The organism is Streptomyces sp. NBC_01142, assembly GCF_026341125.1.
GTDB lineage: Bacteria > Actinomycetota > Actinomycetes > Streptomycetales > Streptomycetaceae > Streptomyces.
Genome location: NZ_JAPEOR010000002.1, coordinates 2,845,001 through 2,863,445, shown reverse-complemented (window position 1 = coordinate 2,863,445; position 18,445 = coordinate 2,845,001). Strand labels below are relative to the sequence as shown.

Sequence of the window (18,445 nt, the reverse complement as noted above, 5' to 3'; positions counted from 1 at the left end):
ACGCCTCCGTGGCGTCCAACAAACCTGCCCCCGAAGCACCCTTCGCGACTGACTACTTCGGTGACGAGGGAGCGGAGCGGACTTGGGAGGAATGGAACCCCACCGAGGACTCCGTCCGTCCGGTGCGCGGTCGGCACCGTGTCCTGAAGCAGCGCGGCGGACTCGCGCGTAGCTCCACGGTCCTCGGCGTCGGTGTGATCGCAGCGGTCGGCGCGGGCGGCATCGCCACCGCGCAGGACAAGCCTGCGGTCTCCATCTCGCTTCCCGACTCGATCTCGGACAACCTCCCCGACGCCAAGTCCCTGCCGGGCGTGGGCTCCCTGATGTCCGACGACGCCGACGGCGATGCGGGGATCGCGAACGCCGCCCCGCTCACCGCCATGACGGTTGCCGCCGACACCGGCTCGGGCACCACGGGCGTAGCGGACCAAGGCTCGAGCAGCGCGGGTGAGGCACTGCGCGCCCGCATCCTCCAGCAGGCCGAGCAGCAGCAGGCCGAGGCGGACGCCGAAGCGAAGGCAGCCGCTGAGAAGCTCGCCGCCGAGAAAGCCGCGTCCGAGGCGAGGAAGCAGCAGAGCGAGGCGGAGGCCAAGGTCGAGGCCGAGAAGCGGAAGGCCGAGGAGGCCGCGGCGGCCAAGGCCGAGGCTGATCGGCTCGCCGAGCTTGCCAAGAGCTACGCCGTCCCGCTCTCCTCGTACACGATCACCTCTACCTTCGGTCAGTCCGGTTCGATGTGGTCCTCCGGGTATCACACGGGTCTCGACTTCGCCGCCCCGACGGGCACGCCACTCAAGGCCGTGCACGGTGGCACCGTCAAGTCGGCGGGCTGGTCCGGCTCGTACGGCTACCACACGGTGCTGGAGCTCGAGGACGGTACGGAGGTCTCGTACAGCCACCAGTCCTCAATCGCCGTCAGCGTCGGGCAGAAGGTCGGCACCGGCGATGTCATCGGTCGCGTGGGCGCCACCGGCAATGTGACAGGGCCGCACCTCCACCTGGAGGTTCACACGGCGTCCGGCGACGGCGTCGACCCGATGGCGTGGCTGCGCGGCATGGGCCTCTCCGTCTGAGTCCCTGTCCCTGCCCGGGGACTTGTCCGAGTACCTGTCTCCACGGCATGTGAGCACTCCGGCACTACGGCAGCCTTCGTGGTGCCGCGCGCAGCTCTCGTATTCCCCGGCAGCCCTGGCGTACACCCCCGACGCCAGGGCTGCCGGGCTGTGCGGGCCCGCCGGCCGGAATAGCCCGCCCTGGTACGGCCGTTGATCAACGCATGATGTCACTCCGTACCCTCGGCTCCTCCGACCTCGCCGTGTTCCCGCTCGCCCTCGGCGGCAACGTTTTCGGCTGGACGGCCGACCAGGCGCAGTCCTTCGCCGTACTCGACGCCTACACCGCCGCGGGCGGCAACTTCATCGACACCGCCGACAGCTACTCCTCGTGGGTGCCGGGCAACGCAGGTGGCGAGTCCGAGACCGTCATCGGCGACTGGCTGGCCGCGCGTGGCAACCGCTCCGAGATCGTTGTCGCCACCAAGGTCGGCGCCCACCCCCAGTACAGGGGCCTCTCCGCCACGACGATCAAGGCCGCGGCCGAGGCGTCGCTGAGCCGGCTCCGTACCGACCGCATCGACCTGTTCTACACGCACTTCGACGACCCGTCCGTCCCGGTCGAGGAGATCATCATCGCCCTCGACCAGCTGGTGAGGGAGGGCAAGGTGCGCGCCATAGCCGCCTCCAACCTCAGTGCCGAACGGCTGCAGGCGTCGCTGGACTTCTCGGAGCGCGAGGGGCTCGCTCGCTACGTCGCGCTGCAGCCGCACTACAACCTCGTCTCCCGGGAGACCTACGAGGGGGAGCTCCAGGACACGGCCGCCCGCGCCGGACTCGCCGCCGTCCCCTACTACGCGCTCGCGTCCGGTTTCCTCACCGGCAAATACCGGCCGGATACGTCGGTGGACAGCCCGCGGGCCGGGAGTGCGGCCAGGCACCTGCAGACGGATCGGGGCCTCAAGGTGCTCGCCGCGCTCGACACCGTGGCCGGGGCGCGCGGCGCCGAGATCGCGACTGTTGCGCTGGCCTGGCTGGCCGCGCAGCCGACGGTCGCCGCGCCGATCGCCTCGGCCCGCAGGGTGGAGCAGCTGCCCGCCCTGCTGGCCGTCGCGGACCTGGAGCTGACGGCGGAGGAGCTGGCCGAGCTGACGGCGGCCGCTGCCCCGTAGCGGGCGGGACGGGGCGACGGGCGGGACGGGGCGTAGTGGCCGTACGGGCCGGGTCGGGAGTAGCTAGTAGCGGTACGGGTTGTGGCCGCTGTAGTCGCGGTGCGGCGGCGGCACCCGCACCCGGCCCGTCGCCCGCGCCGCGTACGTGAGCGCCGGACCGGCCGCCTCCTTGCGCTGCCACAGGTGGTGCAGCAGTTCCTGCTCGCGCGCCATGAAGTCCGGGCCCGCCGCACCCCGGCGGGCCCGATGGCGCAGAAACGCCAGGGAGGTCGCGAACCGCTCGTACTCCGACACGGTGTGCGCGGCGGCCGGTCCGTACCTGTGCCGGGCGAAGTCGCGCGCCATCGTGCGCGCCCGCATGGAGGAGAGGGCGCGCGGCTCCGCATCCGTCAGCCAGCCGGCCGCGGCGTACGCGGGCAGTTCGGTGGATATCGTGTGCAGTTCGCGCTGCCGCGTCCAGATCGCCAGCCAGGTCAGCAGGCCGAAGGCGGGGACCATGAACGCCCCGTACACGGCGTAGAACCCCCACGGGCCGAAGAGTGACGCCGAGGCGTTCCACAGGGCGTGCATGCCCATCGCGAGGGCGAGTCCCAGCAGCGGCAGGACGACCCGGCGGATCCTCTGGCGCTGCGCGGCGAGCGCGGCGATCCCGAAGCCGATACCCGTGAGCACGGTGAAGAGCGGATGCGCGAACGGTGACATGACGATCCGTACGAAGAAGGTCGCGGCGGTCACCGAGGCGAGGCCCGAGGTGCCGATCTCCTGGTCCTCGCCGAAGGCACTGCCCAGGTAGAGGATGTTCTCGGTGAAGGCGAAGCCGGTCGCGGTGATGCCGGCCACGACCACGCCGTCGACGATCCCGGTGAAGTCCCGTCTGCGGAAAATGAAGATCAGCAGGACTGCCACGGCCTTTGCGCTCTCCTCGACGACCGGAGCTATGACGGTCGCGCCGAGGGTGTCCGCGCTCGCCGGATCGGCGGTGGCGGTGGCTATCCAGCGGGTCGCGAAGGTGTTCGCGATGATCGCGACCAGGGCTGCGGCGCAGGCGCCCCAGGCGAAGGCGAAGAGCAGATTCCGCCAGGGGCCGGGCTCGACCCGGTCGAGCCACCGGAAGGCGGCCACCAGAAGCGGGACGGGCAGGGTCGCAAGACCGAGGCCGACCAGGAAGCCGTGGGTGCCGGTCTGTTCGCGGACGAGCGCGAGGATCATCAGACCGGAGAGGGCGAGGAGCGTGATCAGCACCCCGGCCCGTACCGCCTTGCTGCGCCAGAGCCGGGACGCGCGGCGGGGTTTGTAGCGCCAGTGGGCACGCTCCGGCACGGCGTCGAACAGCGGCTGCTGCTCGCACGCCGGAACCACCGGATGCGGTGGGGAGTGGTGCGGGGGCGAATCGGACACCCAATGACCCTAACGAGGCGCACTGACAACTGGCGATGACGTCCGCGGTACTACTGGGGGTTACACGTCGAATGGTGTGTCGAGTGGTGCGTCTTGTGTGTCGAGTGGTGCGTCGGGTTATGCGCCGAGTGGTGCGTCCCGGTGTGCTTCGGGGGATATGTCGTGGTGTGCGTCGGTTTGACCGTCGGGGGGCGTGTCCCGCAACGGGCGGCGGAACAACAGGTCGTGGACCTTGTGCCCCTTGTCCAGGCCCTGCCCCTCGAAGCGGGTCAGGGGGCGGAAGCCGGGACGGGGAGCGTAACCGCCGTCCTCCTGGGTGTTCTCGAAGTCCGGGTGCGCGGAGAGGACCTCGAGCATCTGCTCGGCGTACGGCTCCCAGTCGGTGGCGCAGTGGATGACCGCGCCGGGCTTCATGCGCTGTGCCGCGAGGGTGAGGAACTCGGGCTGGATCAGCCGCCGCTTGTGGTGCCGCTTCTTGGGCCAGGGGTCGGGGAAGTAGACCCGCAGCCCGTCGAGCGAGCGGGGCGCGAGCATCTCCCGGAGCAGGATGATCGCGTCGCCGTTGGCCACCCGGATGTTGGACAGTCCGTTCCGCTCCGCGAGACCGAGCAGATTGCCCTGGCCGGGGGTGTGGACGTCGACGGCCAGAATCCCGGTGCCGGGGTCGTCGGCGGCCATCTGCGCGGTGGCCTCGCCCATCCCGAATCCGATCTCGAGGACGACGGGCAGCCCGCCGAACATCTTCTCCAGATCAAGGACGCGGTGCCCGTCGATGTCCATGCCCCAGGTCGGCCACAGTCGCTGCAGCGCATCGGCCTGACCGACGGTCACACGGCTGCGCCGCGGCTGGAAGCTGCGGATGCGCCGCTCATGATGCGACCCGGCCGGATCGGCGGCGGGCCCCCCGGGAAAACGGGGCTCGCCCTTGGCGCGGACAGGGGGCTGGGGGGCGTCGGGGGTGGAGTTACGGAGCTCAGACACAATGCCCTGATTCTACGGCGCCGGGCCGAGCCCTCTCCTCGGCCGGGGCGGCCATGGGCGGCCATGAGTGGCCTTGGGTGGCCATGCGGACGGACGGACGGGCGGACCTGCGGAGGGGCGGGCGGAGGGGCGGAGGAACGGGCGGACGGGCGGCGCGGGCCGGGGATCCGCGCTCGCCCGCTATCTCCCGGCCCGCGCCCGCTGTCCGTCCGCCAGGGCCGTCAGAGCCCTGCGCGCCACCTCCCTGCCGATCGGGAGAGACGCCGTCGCCGCCGGGGACGGGGCGTTCAGCACATGCACCGTCCGTGGGGCCTCGCGGATCAGGAAGTCGTCCGCCAGCGTTCCGTCCCGCAGTACCGCCTGCGCCCGTACGCCCGCCGGGGCCGGTCGCAGATCGTCCTCCGTCACGGCCGGCAGCAGTCTGCGCACCGCCGTCGTGAAAGCGCGCTTCGACAGCGAGCGGTGCAGCTCCCCGGCGCCGTACCGCCAGTGCCTGCGGGCTATCCGCCACGAGCCCGGCCAGCCCAGCGTCTGAGCCATTTCCCGGGGGCGGACCGCCGACCAGCTGTAGCCCTCGCGGGCCAGCGCCGGGACGGCGTTCGGCCCTACGTGGACGCCGCCGTCGATGCCGCGCGTCAGATGCACACCCAGGAACGGGAAGGCGGGGTCGGGGACCGGGTAGACCAGTCCGCGTACGAGATCGGGGCGGGCCAGGTCGTAGTACTCGCCACGGAAGGGGACGATCCGCATCCCTGGGTCGTCGCCCGCCAGCCGGGCAACCCGGTCGCAGTGCAGACCCGCGCAGTTGACCAGCACCCGCGCCCTGACCACCGTCCCGGACGCCGTGCGCACCGCGACACCCCAGGTCCTGCGATCGACCGCGGTGACCTCCTCGCCGTACCGGACGTCCGCGTCGGAGGCGGTCGCGAGCTGCGCCGCCACCGCCCCGAAGTCGCACACCCCGGTCGTCCCGACCTGGATCGCAGCGAGGCCCCGCACCTGCGGTTCGTACTCCGTGATCTGCGCCGGACCCAGCTCCCGCACCGGAATGCCGTTCTCGCGGCCGCGCTGGACCAGAGCGTGCAGTCGCGGCAGCTCGTCCCGCCCGGTCGCCACGATCAGCTTCCCGGTGACCTTGTGCTCGATGCCGTACTCCGCGCAGAACTTGACCATCTCGGCCGCGCCCCGCACCGCGAACCGCGCCTTCAGCGACCCCGGCCGGTAGTAGACGCCGCTGTGGATCACTCCGCTGTTCCGCCCGGTCTGGTGCCTGGCCGGGCCCGGTTCCTTCTCCAGGACGGTGACCCGTGTCCCGGGAGCCGCACGCGTGAGCGCATACGCCGTCGACAGGCCGACGATCCCGCCGCCGATCACCAGCACGTCACAGTCGAAGTCGTGCCCGTAGCCATGCCGCGAGCTATGCCCAGAGTCATACCCGGAGCCATGTCCCGAGCCATGCCCGAACGCCGTCACCGCGTCACCTCCCACCCCGATAGTGCACTGGCCCACTGACAATGCCCTTAAACCAGATGAACCAGGGGGGCGCGCGCCTTATGCCGGGGCGACCAGGAGCGGCCGGGCCCGCTCCCGCAGTTCCACGACCCTCGGCTCGTCGCCGTACGGCTCGAGGCGGTGGAGCAGATCCCGTACGTACTCGGTGGTGCGCGCCGAGGAGATCCGGCCCGCGACCTCCACCGCGCGCGTACCTGCCGCGCAGGCCGCGTCCAGGTTCCCCGACTCCAGTTCGGCTACGGCCGACACCACGAGCCGCAGCCCGTGCGAGCGTACGAACTCCTCCGTCGGCCGGGAGAGCGCCTGCTCCGTGAAGCGGCGTACCTGGCGCGGTGCCTTCAGATCGCGGTAGCACTCGGCGGCGTCCGCCGCGAACCGGTCGTAGGAGTAGAAACCCAGCCAGGACGGGTCCGCATCGCCCTCCCGCGAGCGCTCGAGCCAGCCCTCCGCCGCCTTCAGTGCCGCTCCGGCAGCCACCGCGTCGCTCGCCTTCGCATGCGCCCGCGCCTCCACCAGCCGGAAGAAGCTCATGGTGCGGGCCGTGGCGAGACCGCGGTTGCGCTCCAGCGCCGCCTGCGCCAGGTCCACGCCCTCGTCCGCGAAGCCCCGGTACGTTGCCTGCAGCGACATCGAAGCGAGCACATACCCCCCTAACGGGACGTCCGCGGCCGCACGGGCCAGGCGCAGCGCCTGGATGTAGTACCGCTGCGCCGCCTCCTGCTGCCCGGTGTCGAAGGCCATCCACCCGGCGAGGCGCGTCAGTTCGGCCGTTGCCCCGAAGAGCGCCCGGCCCACCTCGTCGGAGTAGGAGGCGAGGAGCAGCGGGGCCGCGTCCACCCGCAGACACTCCGGCACCATCGACGAACGCCAGTCCCCACCGCCGTACTTGGAGTCCCAGCGGCGCGCATCCTCCGCCGCCTCGCGCAGTTTTGCCACATCGCTGTGGCCCACGCGTGCGGGAGTGTCGTCCGCGGTGTCCACCGAGCGCTCTACCGAGGAGTCGGCGGGGGTTATCAGCCAGCGCGACGCGGGCGTCGCATAAGCGCTCACTGCGAAGGATCCGGCCAGCGACTGCCAGATGCCGCCCCCGCCGGCCCGCCGCCCCGCCAGGTCCAGGCGGTACAGCTCAGTGGCTGATTTCACTGCCTCGCCCACATCGCGCGGGAAGGCGAGCCCGACCTCGGGGGCCGGGTCGGCGTCCGCCAGACCGATCTCGTGCAGCGGCACCGGACGGCCGAGCTTGGCGCCGATGGCGGCGGCGATGAGATGGGGCGCGGCGCCTTGCGGCACCATGCCCTTGGACACCCACCTCGCGACCGACGTCTTGTCGTAGCGAAGGGTCAGACCGCGCTGCGCACCTAGGTCGTTGACCCGCCGGGCGAGGCCGGCGTTGCTGATTCCCGCGAGGGCGAGAACGGTGCCGAGCTTTTCGTTCGGCCCGCGTTGCTCCCTGGACATGCGCCACCCCTCGACACACAGACGGCCGCCGCGTCGCGCCTGGGCGCACGGCATTCGTGCCGTGTCCTCCCCGGTGAACAGCTCCTGGATCCCGGTTGCAAAAGCATGTGGCCGAGCCCCTCGGAATATGCCCCCCGCGGAGAACATCAGTAAACACAGCGTAGTTCGCCGCATCCCGACCGTTAAGGGGCGGTGTTCCGTATGGCGGGATTGTTGTGCGATCGGGTGGATGGCCGGCCGTGGACGCGTCGCCATTGTGCTCCGGCTGTGTGGCCGTGCGCCCGTCCGTGCGCTCTGGCCCGGCTGAAGGGGGGGCGCTTGCATGAGTGCTGCGTGGGTCGGCCCACTGCGTACTGGAACCAGTGGGCTGGGGGATCCCGTCGTCTCAATCCCCGCGGGCGGCGGACCGGTCCGGGAGGCGAACAGCGCCTCCCGGACTGTGCGTGCAGACGGGTGAGGGACAGCTGTGCGATCGTTGCGGTGTTCGGAGAATGGCTGAATACTGCCTGTCCCCCGGGTCCCTTTTGCGCCCGTGTGGGCGTTCGCCGGACTCCCCGCTTCCCTCCCGACCGTCGTCAAATCGCCATTGCCAGGGGCGTGTTCCCTTTTTGCGGGCGCTACCCGGAGCCCCTCCTGTGCGCCGCCTTCGTGGCAGCATGTTCCCGAACGGCCACGGTAGGCCGAGATCCGGGGTCCAAGGTCTGGCGTGCCCAAGGTCTGGCGTGCCCAAGGTCTGGCGCGCCCAAGGTCTGACGGGCCCAGGGTCTGACGGGTCGGGGTCCGGTGTGCCCGGGATCCCCGGCAGGTCCGAGGTTCGGCGGGCCAGGGTTTGTCCACAGCCTGTGGAGGCGGCGATGCGGTGGTTGGTGGGCTGGAGCAGTATCGCCGCGCACTTTGGTACGGCAGGGGCTGTAGGTGCGTCCGGGGAAGCCCACACCGTCCACCCCGTCGGCGCACAACTGCTGTGGGGCGACCCGGATCCGCTCTGGGCGGTCGGCGACTGGCGCCCCGACGAGGTACGTGTCGTCACCGTCGACTCCTTCACCAAGCTCGCCGTCCTCGGCTGCTGCGCGGCCAGCGACGAGGAGCTGCGGGTGGGACTGTTCGCCGCGCGCGGCGGGGCGCTGCGGCATCTGACCGCGTGGGCCGGCAGCTATACGGCCGTCGTGCAGGTCGGCCGACGGGTCACCGTCGCCGGTGACCTGGCCGGGGCGAGACCCGTGTTCTACACCCCGTGGGCGAACGGCACCGCGTACGCAACCGCCGCGCTTCCGCTCGCCGACCTCATCGAAGCCCAGCTGGACATCGGGCACTTGGCGGCGCTGCTCGCCTGCCCGGAGACGCCGGAGGCGCTGCGCGACTCGACCCCGTACGACGGTGTGAAGCGCATCCCGCCCGGGCACGCGCTGATCCTGCGCGAGGGCTCGCGTGAAGTCACCGGGTACGAGCCGGTGGCGTCGCTCGCCGTCGCGGGGCCGCAGATCGAGGCGGAGCGCGCCATCGACGGCGTACGCGACGCGCTGATCGAGGCGGTACGGGCCAGGCTCACCGCTCCCCGGCACGCGCCCGAGACCCTGCCGCCGGACCCGGGCCCCGTGCCGGGGATGGGGCCCGCTGACCGGCGTGCCGCGCGGGGCGGGCGCGCCGGCCCCGTGCCCGGGATCGGCGCGGACCTGTCGGGCGGCAGCGCGTCGGGCACGCTCGCGCTGCTGGCGGCAGGGCTGCCCGGCGCACCCGGCACGGTCCTCGGCCACGGCACGGGCGCGGGCGAACGGCTGCTCGCCGTCACCTTCAACGATCTGACCACCGGCGGGCGCGAGGCCGAACTGGAGAGGGCGCGCGCGATCGCCTCGAACCCGCGGCTGCACCATGTGGTCGTCGCGGCGCACGAGGAGGGCCTGCCGTACGCGGGCCTGGACGCCGGGCCGTTGACGGATGAGCCGGCTCCGTCGCTGGTTGTGGCCGAACGTCACCGCGGACGGCTGGCCGCGGGGAGCGCCGATCACTTCACGGGAGCGGGGGCGCGGCAGGTTCTGGACGCGCATCCGGCGCGGCTTGCGGACCTGTTGCTGGACCGGCGGCGGCGTCATCTGCTGCGTCCCGTCGCGGCGTTGGCCCGGGCCGAGGGCGCCTCGCCGCAGTCGCTGTTCATTCCGCTGACGGTGTACCGGGCGGCGCGGCGGCTGGCCCGGATGCCGTACCGCACCGGCCTGGAGGTGGCGGCGGACCGGCTGCTGGAGGCCAACCGCCCCGGCGGCGGCCTGCTGAACGGTTCGCGCGGCGGCCCGCTGGGGGCGTCGCTCGCCGCTCTGACCTGGTCCCGGCCGGGACCCGCGGCGCGCTGGCTCACCGGCGAGGCGCTGGCTGAAGTATCGGTTCGCCTGACGGAGGCGGCGATGCGTCCTACGTCCGTGCAGCGGCCGGGGGAGGCCCGGGCACGGGCGGCGCTGGCCCGCCAGGCGACGGGCCAGCGGATTCTGGAACAGGCCGCGGAGATCCGAAGCCAGCGTCTGCACGCGCCCTTTCTCGACAATCAGGTCGTACGGGCCTGTCGCGACCTCCCCGAATCGCTGCGGGTCCGGCCGGGCGCCCGCGCGGAGATCCTCCGCACGGTCCTCGCGGGCGCGGGCATCCACGACCTGCCCCCGGGCTGGGGCGCGACGACCCAAGCATCGTCGACGGCGGCGGCCCGGGCGGGCCTGCGTGTCTCGCTCCCGCACCTGATGGCCCTCTTCGACGCGCCGCTGCTGGCGGACGCGGGCCTGGTGGAGGCGCGGGTGGTCCGCAAGGCGCTACGCGCCGCGGCAGAGGGCGAACCGGTCCCGCTGGACGGCCTCGCGGACCTGATCTCGACGGAACTGTGGCTGCGGAGGCTGCTCTCGCGAAGGGGCACGTGCTGGACAGGCACGGCGGCACCCCGCCAGCGGGCGGTGGCGGGAGGGGTCCCCCCGAGGCCGACGCTCCGGCCATAGCAGCTGCAGCTGCCTGCGGCTGCGGCTGCGGTGGGGCGGGGCGGGGCGAGGCGGGCGGGGATAGGGAACGGGGCCCTCGGCCCCCGGGCCAGGGGAACGGCGCCCTCGGCCCCCGGGGCATCAGCTGATCCGGAGGTCCGGGTCAGCCGCAGCTGATGCGGGACTGCGCCCAGTCCCCGAGCGCCGGCGAGTCGAAGGCCGTGTGCGGCTCCACGACCAGCCGGATGGTCTTCCGGCCCGCGATCGGGACATGCACCGGCACGGCCGCGTCCCCGCCGCGCATCACGGGGGACCGCCACAGCCGCCCGCCGTCCCCGTACACCGAGAACCGCACGGCCCCCCTGCCCAGCGTCAGGTCGTCGACGCCGACCAGGGCGTCGTAGGCGGAGCACTGACGGTTGAGGTCGATGGTGACGGAGGACTTGCCGCGCATGGTCACCCCGTGCCCGTACCGCGTGCCGCCGATCGACATGCCCCAGCGCCGCCAGAGCCAGCCGCTCTCGCCCAGGCGCACCTCGGGGGCGGTGTGGTCTCCGAACACGCCGTACTCGAGCCGGTTCACCTGGTAGACCTTCGGGGCCGGGGCCGGGGCCGGGGCCGGGGCCGGGGGCGGGGGCGGTGGAGGCGGTGGGGTGGGTGTCGGCTTCGGCTCGGGCGCGGGCTGCGCCGGAGGCGTGGGCTTCGGTGGCACCGGCTTCGCTGTCGGGGCGGGTACCGGGATGGGTGCCGGGGCGGATGTCGGGGCGTGCGCCCGGGCCGGTGTCGGTGTCGGGGTGCCCTTGGGCGAGGACTTCTTCGGCTGCGGCGGGGTGGGGTCCGCCTCAGGCGCAGCCGGAGGCTTCGGCGTCGGGGCAGGCTTCAGCGGTACGACAGGGTCCGCGGCCGGCGGCCTGGCCTCGGGCCTCGACGCGGGCTCGGGATCACCGGCAAATGCCCACACCAGCCCGGCCGCCGCCGCAACGGCCACCGCCGATGCGATCCCGGCCTTTGCCGACGCGATCCCGGCTTTCGCCGACGTGCCAAGGCCCTCCGTCGCGGCGCCGCCCGCCACGCCTCCGGAGGCTCCCGACGCGCCGCCCGTCGCAGCGGCGGCAACGCCCGCCCCCGCGGCGCCGCCGGCCACGATCCCGGCGGCCTTGAGTGAGTATCCGGCGGCGAACCAGCCGATGACCGCGACCGGCAGCAGCGCCGGAATCCCGGCGTTGACATGCGCCAGCTCGCCCGCGGCCAGCCGGCACTTGGCGCACTCCTCCAGGTGCTTGCGCAGACCCCGTTCGGCCCGCATCCGCAGACCCCCACGGGCGTACGCCCCCAGTCGGTCGGCGTACCGGGCGCAGTCGCCGCCGGAGGTGAGCGCGGAGCTCACATGGGCCTGCAGATAGGCCTGTTTGAGGCCCTCGCGCGCTCGGCCGGCCAGCACCGCCGTGGCATTGGCGGTCAGTCCGAACAGCGGCGCCACCTCGCTCGGTGACTCTTCCTCGACGGTGGTGTGCCAGAGCACCGCCTGCCAACGCTCCGGCAGGGAACGGAAGGCCTGCAGGGCGAGCGACTGCTCGGCCTCGTGCATCGCGCGCACGTCCGCGCCCAGATCGAAGGTGTCGTCCGAGACGTCCGAACTGCGGGCGGCCTCTCCCGCGAACACCGCGAAATCCTCGACCAGTTGTTCCCGCTTGGCGGTTTTTGTCCAGGCTGCCGCCACCCGCCGTACCGTGGTGAGCAGATAGGCCCGCACGGCCTGCTCGGGCCCCGCACCCCCGCGCACCGCCTGCAACGTCCGCGCGAACACCTCGGCCGTCAGGTCGTCGGCGGTGTGCGCGTCCCGGCAGCAGGTCTGTGCGTACCGCCGGACCGAGTTCGAGTGGCGGCGGAACAGCTCCTCGTACGCGCTGTCGTCGCCCTCCCGCATGCGCTGGATCAACTCGAGGTCGGACGTGGGCAGCTCGCGGGGCGGCGGCAGTACGGAGTCGAGACCACCACCCTCGCGCTGCTGCGGCACGGCGTGCTCGCCCGAGCGCCCCGCGCCCGCGCCCATACCCGTACCGGGACCGGGACCGAGTGGTCCGGTGGGACCGTGCGCCCTGCCAGGGCGGGGAGCTCCGGACGAGCCTGCGGGCCCGCCCTGGCTCGGCACCTGTGGAGAGGGCAGACCGGCCGACCCCGAACCGCCGCCCACGCCGTCCGTACCGCCGAGTGACTCGTCCCGACCGTCACCGCTCATCGCGGAAGCCCCCGTAAGCACCTTCAGACCCCAACACCGGGCCAGAGTGCCACAGAGCGGCAGCCGGTCGAACCCTCATGCCCGGCAACCACTCATCCGGGGAGACTTCCCGAATCCGGGCACACCCATCACCCGTTCGGGAAGGCGTTCGGGAAGGCGCAAGCGCCCCTGCCCCAGCGGTCAGTTGGTGTGCCGGCAGGTGCGGGTCGGTTCACGCCGTACGCGATCGCAGCCCCTCCAGCAGGATGTCCAACAGCCGTGCCGAGGCGGCCGCCTGGTGCGCGGCGTCCGGCAGAGACGGCGCGGCCGTGGCTATCACCAGCAGGACGTCCGCCACGGTCACATCGCCGCGCAGCTCACCCGCCGCCCGCGCCCGGTCGACCAGCTGTCCCACGACCTCCAGCAGCTCCGCGGCGCCCGAGTCGTCCTGCTCCTCCGCCGGCACCGGACGCTGCCCGACGACCCGCAGATCGGGCTGTGCGCCCACCCGTTGCTGCGGAACCCGCACCTCGTCCCGTACAACGACCGAAGAGTCGTCGGCTTCCACGCCCACCCGCAGCACCTGGGGCGGCAGCAGCCGGCCCGCACCTGACGCCACCGATGTGCGCAGGAAGCGGGAGAGCGCCGACCACGGCTCCTCCTCCTGTCCCAGAGCCGTACGCGCCTGCTCGGTCAGCCGGGAGGTCTCCTCCTCGGCTATCCGGCGTACCAGGACGTCCTTGCTCGGAAAGCGCCGGTATACGGTCCCGACTCCCACCCTGGCCCGGCGCGCCACGTCCTCCATCGGCGCTCCGTAGCCGAGCTCGCCGAACACCTCGCGAGCGGCCCGCAGTACATGCTCGAGATTGCGCTGGGCGTCCACACGCAGCGGCGCCGAGCGGCTGGTCCCGCCCGATCCCGTCCGTCCGTTCCCACCGTTCCCGAGGCCGATGGTCCCGTGGTCGACGGTCCCGTTCCCGCTGCCGTCCGCTGCCGTGCCCGTACCCGTGGCCGTGACGACGACAGCCTGCAAATGCGAATCCTGAATGTGCATAAGTGTTCCCCCGGTCATGATGTCTCCCCCTGGAATGTCTCCCCCCGGAGACCTTCCCGCCCTGACTGCCGGACGTGCCTAGGCCTGACACGCCGACGAAGTACGAACATAGTTGAGCCAGGGTCAATTCAGAAGAGGGTAGTTCCGCACAGAGCGCCCCCCGATCGGAGCAAGGGCCGGAAGGTTCCCTATTCCGCCCCCTCGCACCACCCCCCTGGCAGCCCCTGACCTGCGCACCTTTCCCTCCATCCGGTGACCCGCCCGCGCCGGCCCGCCGACACCTTCCGGTCACACAATTTGTCGGGCCTGTGGACAAACGACTGAGCCCGTTGCGTCATGGGGTGGTGAAGGAACCTGCGCGCATTCTCGTTGTCGGCGGCGGCTACGTCGGGATGTACACCGCGCTGCGCCTGCAGCGGAAGCTGAAGCCCGAGCTGGCCCGGGGCGAGGTGGAGATCGTGGTGGTCACGCCCGAGCCCTACATGACGTATCAGCCCTTCCTCCCGGAGGCCGCGGCCGGCTCCATCTCTCCACGGCATGTCGTGGTTCCCCTCCGCCGCGTGCTCGGCAGATGCAAGATCGTCATTGGTCAGGCCAAGGCCGTCGACCACGCCAAGCGCACCGCGACCGTCGCCACCCTCGCCACCGTGGAGGAGGGCACCGGCCCCATCGAGATGACGTACGACGAACTCGTCATCGCGCCGGGTTCGATCTCCCGTACCCTCCCGATTCCCGGCCTCGCCGACTACGGCATCGGATTCAAGACCGTCGAGGAGGCCATCGGTCTGCGTAACCACGTCATCGAGCAGATGGACATCGCCTCCTCCACACGCGATCCGGCCATTCGCGACGCCGCCCTCACCTTCGTCTTCGTCGGCGGCGGCTACGCAGGCGTCGAGGCTCTCGCCGAGCTGGAGGACATGGCTCGCTACACCGCGCGCTACTACCACAACGTCAAGGCCGAGGACCTGAAGTGGATCCTCGTCGAGGCCGCCGGCCGGATCCTGCCCGAAGTCGGCGAGGCGATGGGCAAGTACGCCATCCGCGAGCTGCGCGCGCGCAATATCGACGTACGCCTCGAAACACGGCTGGACTCCTGCGAGGGCCGCGTCGCCGTGCTGAGCGACGGCACCCGCTTCCCGACCCGCACCGTCGTCTGGACGGCAGGCGTCAGGCCCGCACCCCTCCTCGCCGCCACCGACCTGCCCCTCAACGAGCGCGGCCGCCTCAAGTGCACCGCGCAGCTCACCGTCGCCGGCGTCGAACATGCCTGGGCGGCCGGTGATGCAGCCGCCGTACCCGATGTCACCTCGGACCAGTCGGGCGCGGAGTGCGCGCCCAACGCCCAGCACGCCGTGCGCCAGACCAAGGTGCTCGCCGAGAACATCGTGGCGTCGCTGCGCGGGGAGCCGTTCAAGGAGTACGCCCACAAGTACGTCGGCTCGGTCGCCTCCCTCGGTCTGCACAAGGGCGTCGCCCATGTCTACGGCCGTAAGCTCAAGGGCTATCCGGCCTGGCTGATGCACCGCGCGTACCACCTCAGCCGCGTCCCCACCTTCAACCGCAAGGCCCGTGTGCTCGCCGAGTGGACCCTCTCCGGACTCTTCAAACGCGAGATCGTCTCGCTGGGCTCGCTCGAACATCCGCGCGCCGAATTCGAACTCGCCGCAGGCGGAAGACGCCACGGCATCGGAGACGGCGGCGGACCCGGGAAGAGCCCGCAGAACGGGCTGGAGAAAGGGCCGAAGGGCGGATCGCAGGGCGGTCCCGGAGACAGCTAGACAACGACGACTGTCAGTCCGGTCGGTCACACTGGACGTGTGACCATAGGTGGGCTCACACCTGCACAGAGTGACCCTTGGCGACAACCATTGAGGCTAGAAAGTCAGTGAACTTCACGCGTTGGAGCCCAAGGCTCCCCGGTACGCAGCGTCGCGCCGCAGCGCGGAGGACCGACCACGGGACCTCCCCGGCGCAGCGAGGGGAAGGCTCGGTGCCCGCGGCCCGCGGCGAGTACGAGCAGCAGCCGGAGCCCCTGCCCGACGTCCCCGCCCTCGAGGGCTTCTCCGTACGCGAGATCCTCGGCCGTCTCCCCGCCCTGGTCGCCGTCGTCTACGGCCCCGAGCACCGCGTCGCGTATGTCAACGACGCCTACGCCGCGGCCTTCGGACACCGCACGCCCGGCACCCACGCCGCCGACAGCTGCCCCGAGCTCGGCGAACTGGGGCTGTTCCCCCTCATGGACCAGGTGCTGCGCAGCGGCAAGCCCCGCACGGTCAAGTCCCGCAAGGTCCTGGGCTCGGGGTCGTACACCGTCACCTGCCTGCCCGCCGAGAGCCCCAAGGAGGGCGGGGGAGTCCTCGTCTTCGCGGCCGACGTCACCGACCACGCCGAGGCCGCCGAGCGGCTGCGCGCCAGCGAGCGCCGGCACCGCGAGACCGCGGTCACGCTCCAGAGGTCCCTGCTCCCGCAGGAGTTGGAGCAGCCCGACGATCTGCGGATCGCCGCCACCTACCAACCGGGCGGGACGGACGCGGCGGTCGGCGGGGACTGGTACGACGTCATCACGCTCGGCGCGGGCCGCACCGCGCTCGTCATCGGCGACGTCATGGGCCGGGGGGTGCGTGCGGCCGCGGTCATGGGCCAGCTCCGTACCGCCGTACGCGCCTACGCCCGTCTCGATCTTCCCCCGCACGAGGTGCTCCAGCTGCTCGACGGCCTTGCCTCCGAGATCGACGCCAGCCAGATCGCCACCTGCGTCTACGCCGTTCACGACCCGAACGAGGGCCGGCTCGTCTACGCCTCGGCAGGTCACCTCCCCATCCTGGTCCGCGACGAGGACGGCACGATCCGCCGGGCGGAGGAGCCGACAGGACCCCCGCTCGGCACCGGCGGATGGCTCCACACCTCGGGCACGATCGCCCTGCCGCCCGGATCCAGCGCTGTCCTCTATACGGACGGTCTGGTCGAGCGCCGCGGCGAGGACATCGACGAGGGAGTCGCCGCCCTGGAGCGCGCACTCTCCGGAGCCACCGGAGCCCCGCAGGTCGTCTGCGACCGTCTGATCCGCTCCCTCGGCGTGACCGCGGAGCACGACGACGATGTCGCCGTTCTCGTCGTCCAGCACCCGACGCGTACGGGCCCGACCGCCGAGCTGTTCCACAACGCCGCCCTCGACCTGCTGGGCGGCACCGAGGCGGCACCGCGCGCCCGCGCCTTCGCCTCCGGAGTCCTCGCCTCCTGGCGTTTCTCCCCGGAGCTGCACGACCTGGGGGTCCTGGCCGCCAGCGAACTGGTCGCCAACTCCCTCCAGCACGGCACCCCGCCCATGCGCCTCGGACTCCGCCGCACCGACCGCCGCCTGATCATCGAGGTGACGGACGGCGACGACCATCTGCCGCGCCGCCGCCGAGCGGAAACGGAGGACGAGGCGGGCCGCGGGATCTCCATCGTCGCGACGATCGCCTCGTCCTGGGGGAGCCGCCGCACGCCGGGCGGCGGCAAAGCGGTCTGGTGCGAGTTCGCCCTGCCTCAGTGAGCTGAGGCGACGCGCTGCGCGGCCACGGCCTGCTTGCTCCCGGTCTGCTCGGCCTCGGCCCCGTCCCCGTCCCCGGCCTCGGTCTCGGGCTTGTGCATGACCACCACACGCGACTTCCCCACGGTCGCGAGCGAGGGCTGGTCCTGTACGGGAGTGAGCTGCTTGCCCAGCCGCAGTGCCAGCACGGTGATGCCGAGCGAGAAGAGTGCGAACGTCACGACGTACGGCCCGTGCAGCGCGGCCCCCATCGGCCCGCCCACAGCCGGACCGACCGCCAGTGCGAGCTGCTTCACGAGGGCGAAAGCGGCGTTGTACTGCCCGACCATCGACTCCGGCGCCAGATCGGCGACCAGCGGGGCAACGGTCGGCGACAGCATGGCCTCGCCGAGTCCGAAGAGCGCGTACGTCGAGATGAACGCGGCCGTGGCCATCGCCTGGCTGCCGTGGCCGAGACCCGCGTACCCCGCCGCGATCCAGGCCACGGCCCAGATCAGACCGACAGCGGCGATCACCCGGCTGCGCCTGCGCCGCTCCACGAACCTGAGTACCAGGAACTGCGCGGCCACGATCACCGCGGTGTTGGCGGCCAGCGCCGTCCCCAGAGTCGCGGGCTCGATCCCGGCGGCCTCGGTGCCGTACGCCGCCAGACCCGACTCGAACTGTCCATAGCAGGCAAAGAAGAGGACAAAGCCCAGCACGCACAGCTGGACCATGGCCTTGTGCCGGAACAGGGCGCGCATCCCGCCCTTTGCTTTGGCCTCGGCGTTCTCGGGCATCGCGTCCTGCAGGGAGAGCGAACGCGGCAGCCGCACAGTGAGCGTGATCCCCGCGAGCACCAGGAACATCGCGGCCTCGATGCCGAACAGCAGAGTGAAGCTCGCCGGCCGGCTCTCGTCGACGATGTGCCCGCCGATCAGCCCGCCGATGCCGAGTCCCAGGTTCTGTAGAAAGAACTGCATGGCGAAGGCACGCGTACGGGTCGAGGTGTCCGAGCACCAGACGATCATCGTCGCGAGCGCCGGCTGCATCACGGCGGTCCCCGCTCCGAGCAGCGCGGCGGAGAGCACGACGGCCGGCACGCTGCTCGACAGCCCCATGCCCGCCGCACCCACGG

At 72.0% G+C, this 18,445-nt stretch carries 12 protein-coding genes (1 of these 12 only partly in view); 5 read left to right on the top strand and 7 right to left on the bottom strand.

Annotated elements, in window-relative coordinates; genetic code table 11:
• Positions 1 to 8: 8 nt before the first annotated feature.
• A complete protein-coding gene (locus OG883_RS30515; RefSeq protein WP_266547455.1) occupies positions 9 to 1,070 on the top strand; it encodes a M23 family metallopeptidase in 1,062 nt (353 codons plus the stop codon).
• Between the two features lie 203 nt (positions 1,071 to 1,273).
• On the top strand, positions 1,274 to 2,221 hold the full coding sequence (locus OG883_RS30510; protein ID WP_266547452.1) for an aldo/keto reductase: 948 nt from the start codon (positions 1,274 to 1,276) through the stop codon (positions 2,219 to 2,221).
• A gap of 63 nt (positions 2,222 to 2,284) precedes the next feature.
• Here OG883_RS30510 and OG883_RS30505 read toward each other — a convergent pair whose 3' ends face one another.
• The 4 genes from OG883_RS30505 to OG883_RS30490 all read right to left on the bottom strand — a co-directional run bounded on the left by OG883_RS30505 (position 2,285) and on the right by OG883_RS30490 (position 7,570).
• A complete protein-coding gene (locus tag OG883_RS30505) occupies positions 2,285 to 3,580 on the bottom strand; it encodes a PrsW family intramembrane metalloprotease (RefSeq protein ID WP_266549600.1) in 1,296 nt (431 codons plus the stop codon).
• A gap of 156 nt (positions 3,581 to 3,736) precedes the next feature.
• Positions 3,737 to 4,600: a tRNA (guanosine(46)-N7)-methyltransferase TrmB gene (trmB, locus tag OG883_RS30500; protein ID WP_266547449.1), complete on the bottom strand. Its 864-nt coding sequence runs from the start codon at positions 4,598 to 4,600 to the stop codon at positions 3,737 to 3,739.
• A gap of 180 nt (positions 4,601 to 4,780) precedes the next feature.
• Complete coding sequence (gene lhgO / locus OG883_RS30495) at positions 4,781 to 5,980, bottom strand: L-2-hydroxyglutarate oxidase (RefSeq protein ID WP_266547446.1); 1,200 nt, start codon at positions 5,978 to 5,980, stop codon at positions 4,781 to 4,783.
• A gap of 171 nt (positions 5,981 to 6,151) precedes the next feature.
• The gene (locus OG883_RS30490) at positions 6,152 to 7,570 is read right to left on the bottom strand and encodes an MFS transporter (protein WP_266547443.1); all 1,419 of its coding nucleotides are present in this window, start codon (positions 7,568 to 7,570) and stop codon (positions 6,152 to 6,154) included.
• An 854-nt stretch (positions 7,571 to 8,424) separates the two neighbouring features.
• On the opposite strand from OG883_RS30490, the gene OG883_RS30485 reads away from it, so the two are divergent.
• The gene (locus OG883_RS30485) at positions 8,425 to 10,542 is read left to right on the top strand and encodes an asparagine synthase-related protein (RefSeq protein WP_266547441.1); all 2,118 of its coding nucleotides are present in this window, start codon (positions 8,425 to 8,427) and stop codon (positions 10,540 to 10,542) included.
• A 142-nt stretch (positions 10,543 to 10,684) separates the two neighbouring features.
• On the opposite strand, the gene OG883_RS30480 is transcribed toward OG883_RS30485, so the two are convergent.
• Positions 10,685 to 12,760 (bottom strand): sigma-70 family RNA polymerase sigma factor, encoded by a 2,076-nt coding sequence (locus OG883_RS30480; protein ID WP_266547438.1) that lies wholly within the window; start codon positions 12,758 to 12,760, stop codon positions 10,685 to 10,687.
• Between the two features lie 211 nt (positions 12,761 to 12,971).
• Positions 12,972 to 13,811: a TetR/AcrR family transcriptional regulator gene (locus tag OG883_RS30475; RefSeq protein ID WP_266547435.1), complete on the bottom strand. Its 840-nt coding sequence runs from the start codon at positions 13,809 to 13,811 to the stop codon at positions 12,972 to 12,974.
• A 326-nt stretch (positions 13,812 to 14,137) separates the two neighbouring features.
• On the opposite strand from OG883_RS30475, the gene OG883_RS30470 reads away from it, so the two are divergent.
• Both OG883_RS30470 and OG883_RS30465 read left to right on the top strand, forming a co-directional pair.
• Positions 14,138 to 15,574, top strand: a complete 1,437-nt coding sequence (locus OG883_RS30470) for an NAD(P)/FAD-dependent oxidoreductase (RefSeq protein WP_266547432.1) — start codon at positions 14,138 to 14,140, stop codon at positions 15,572 to 15,574.
• A 107-nt stretch (positions 15,575 to 15,681) separates the two neighbouring features.
• Complete coding sequence (locus OG883_RS30465) at positions 15,682 to 17,331, top strand: ATP-binding SpoIIE family protein phosphatase (protein ID WP_266547429.1); 1,650 nt, start codon at positions 15,682 to 15,684, stop codon at positions 17,329 to 17,331.
• On the opposite strand, the gene OG883_RS30460 is transcribed toward OG883_RS30465, so the two are convergent.
• Positions 17,325 to 18,445 carry the 3' portion of an MFS transporter gene (locus OG883_RS30460; protein ID WP_266547426.1) on the bottom strand. The gene runs 226 nt beyond the window's last position, so 1,121 of the gene's 1,347 nt are visible here — the last part of the coding sequence; its start codon lies off the right edge, out of view — the gene reads right to left on this strand; it ends in the stop codon at positions 17,325 to 17,327. The two genes, OG883_RS30465 and OG883_RS30460, sit on opposite strands and share 7 nt — an antisense overlap.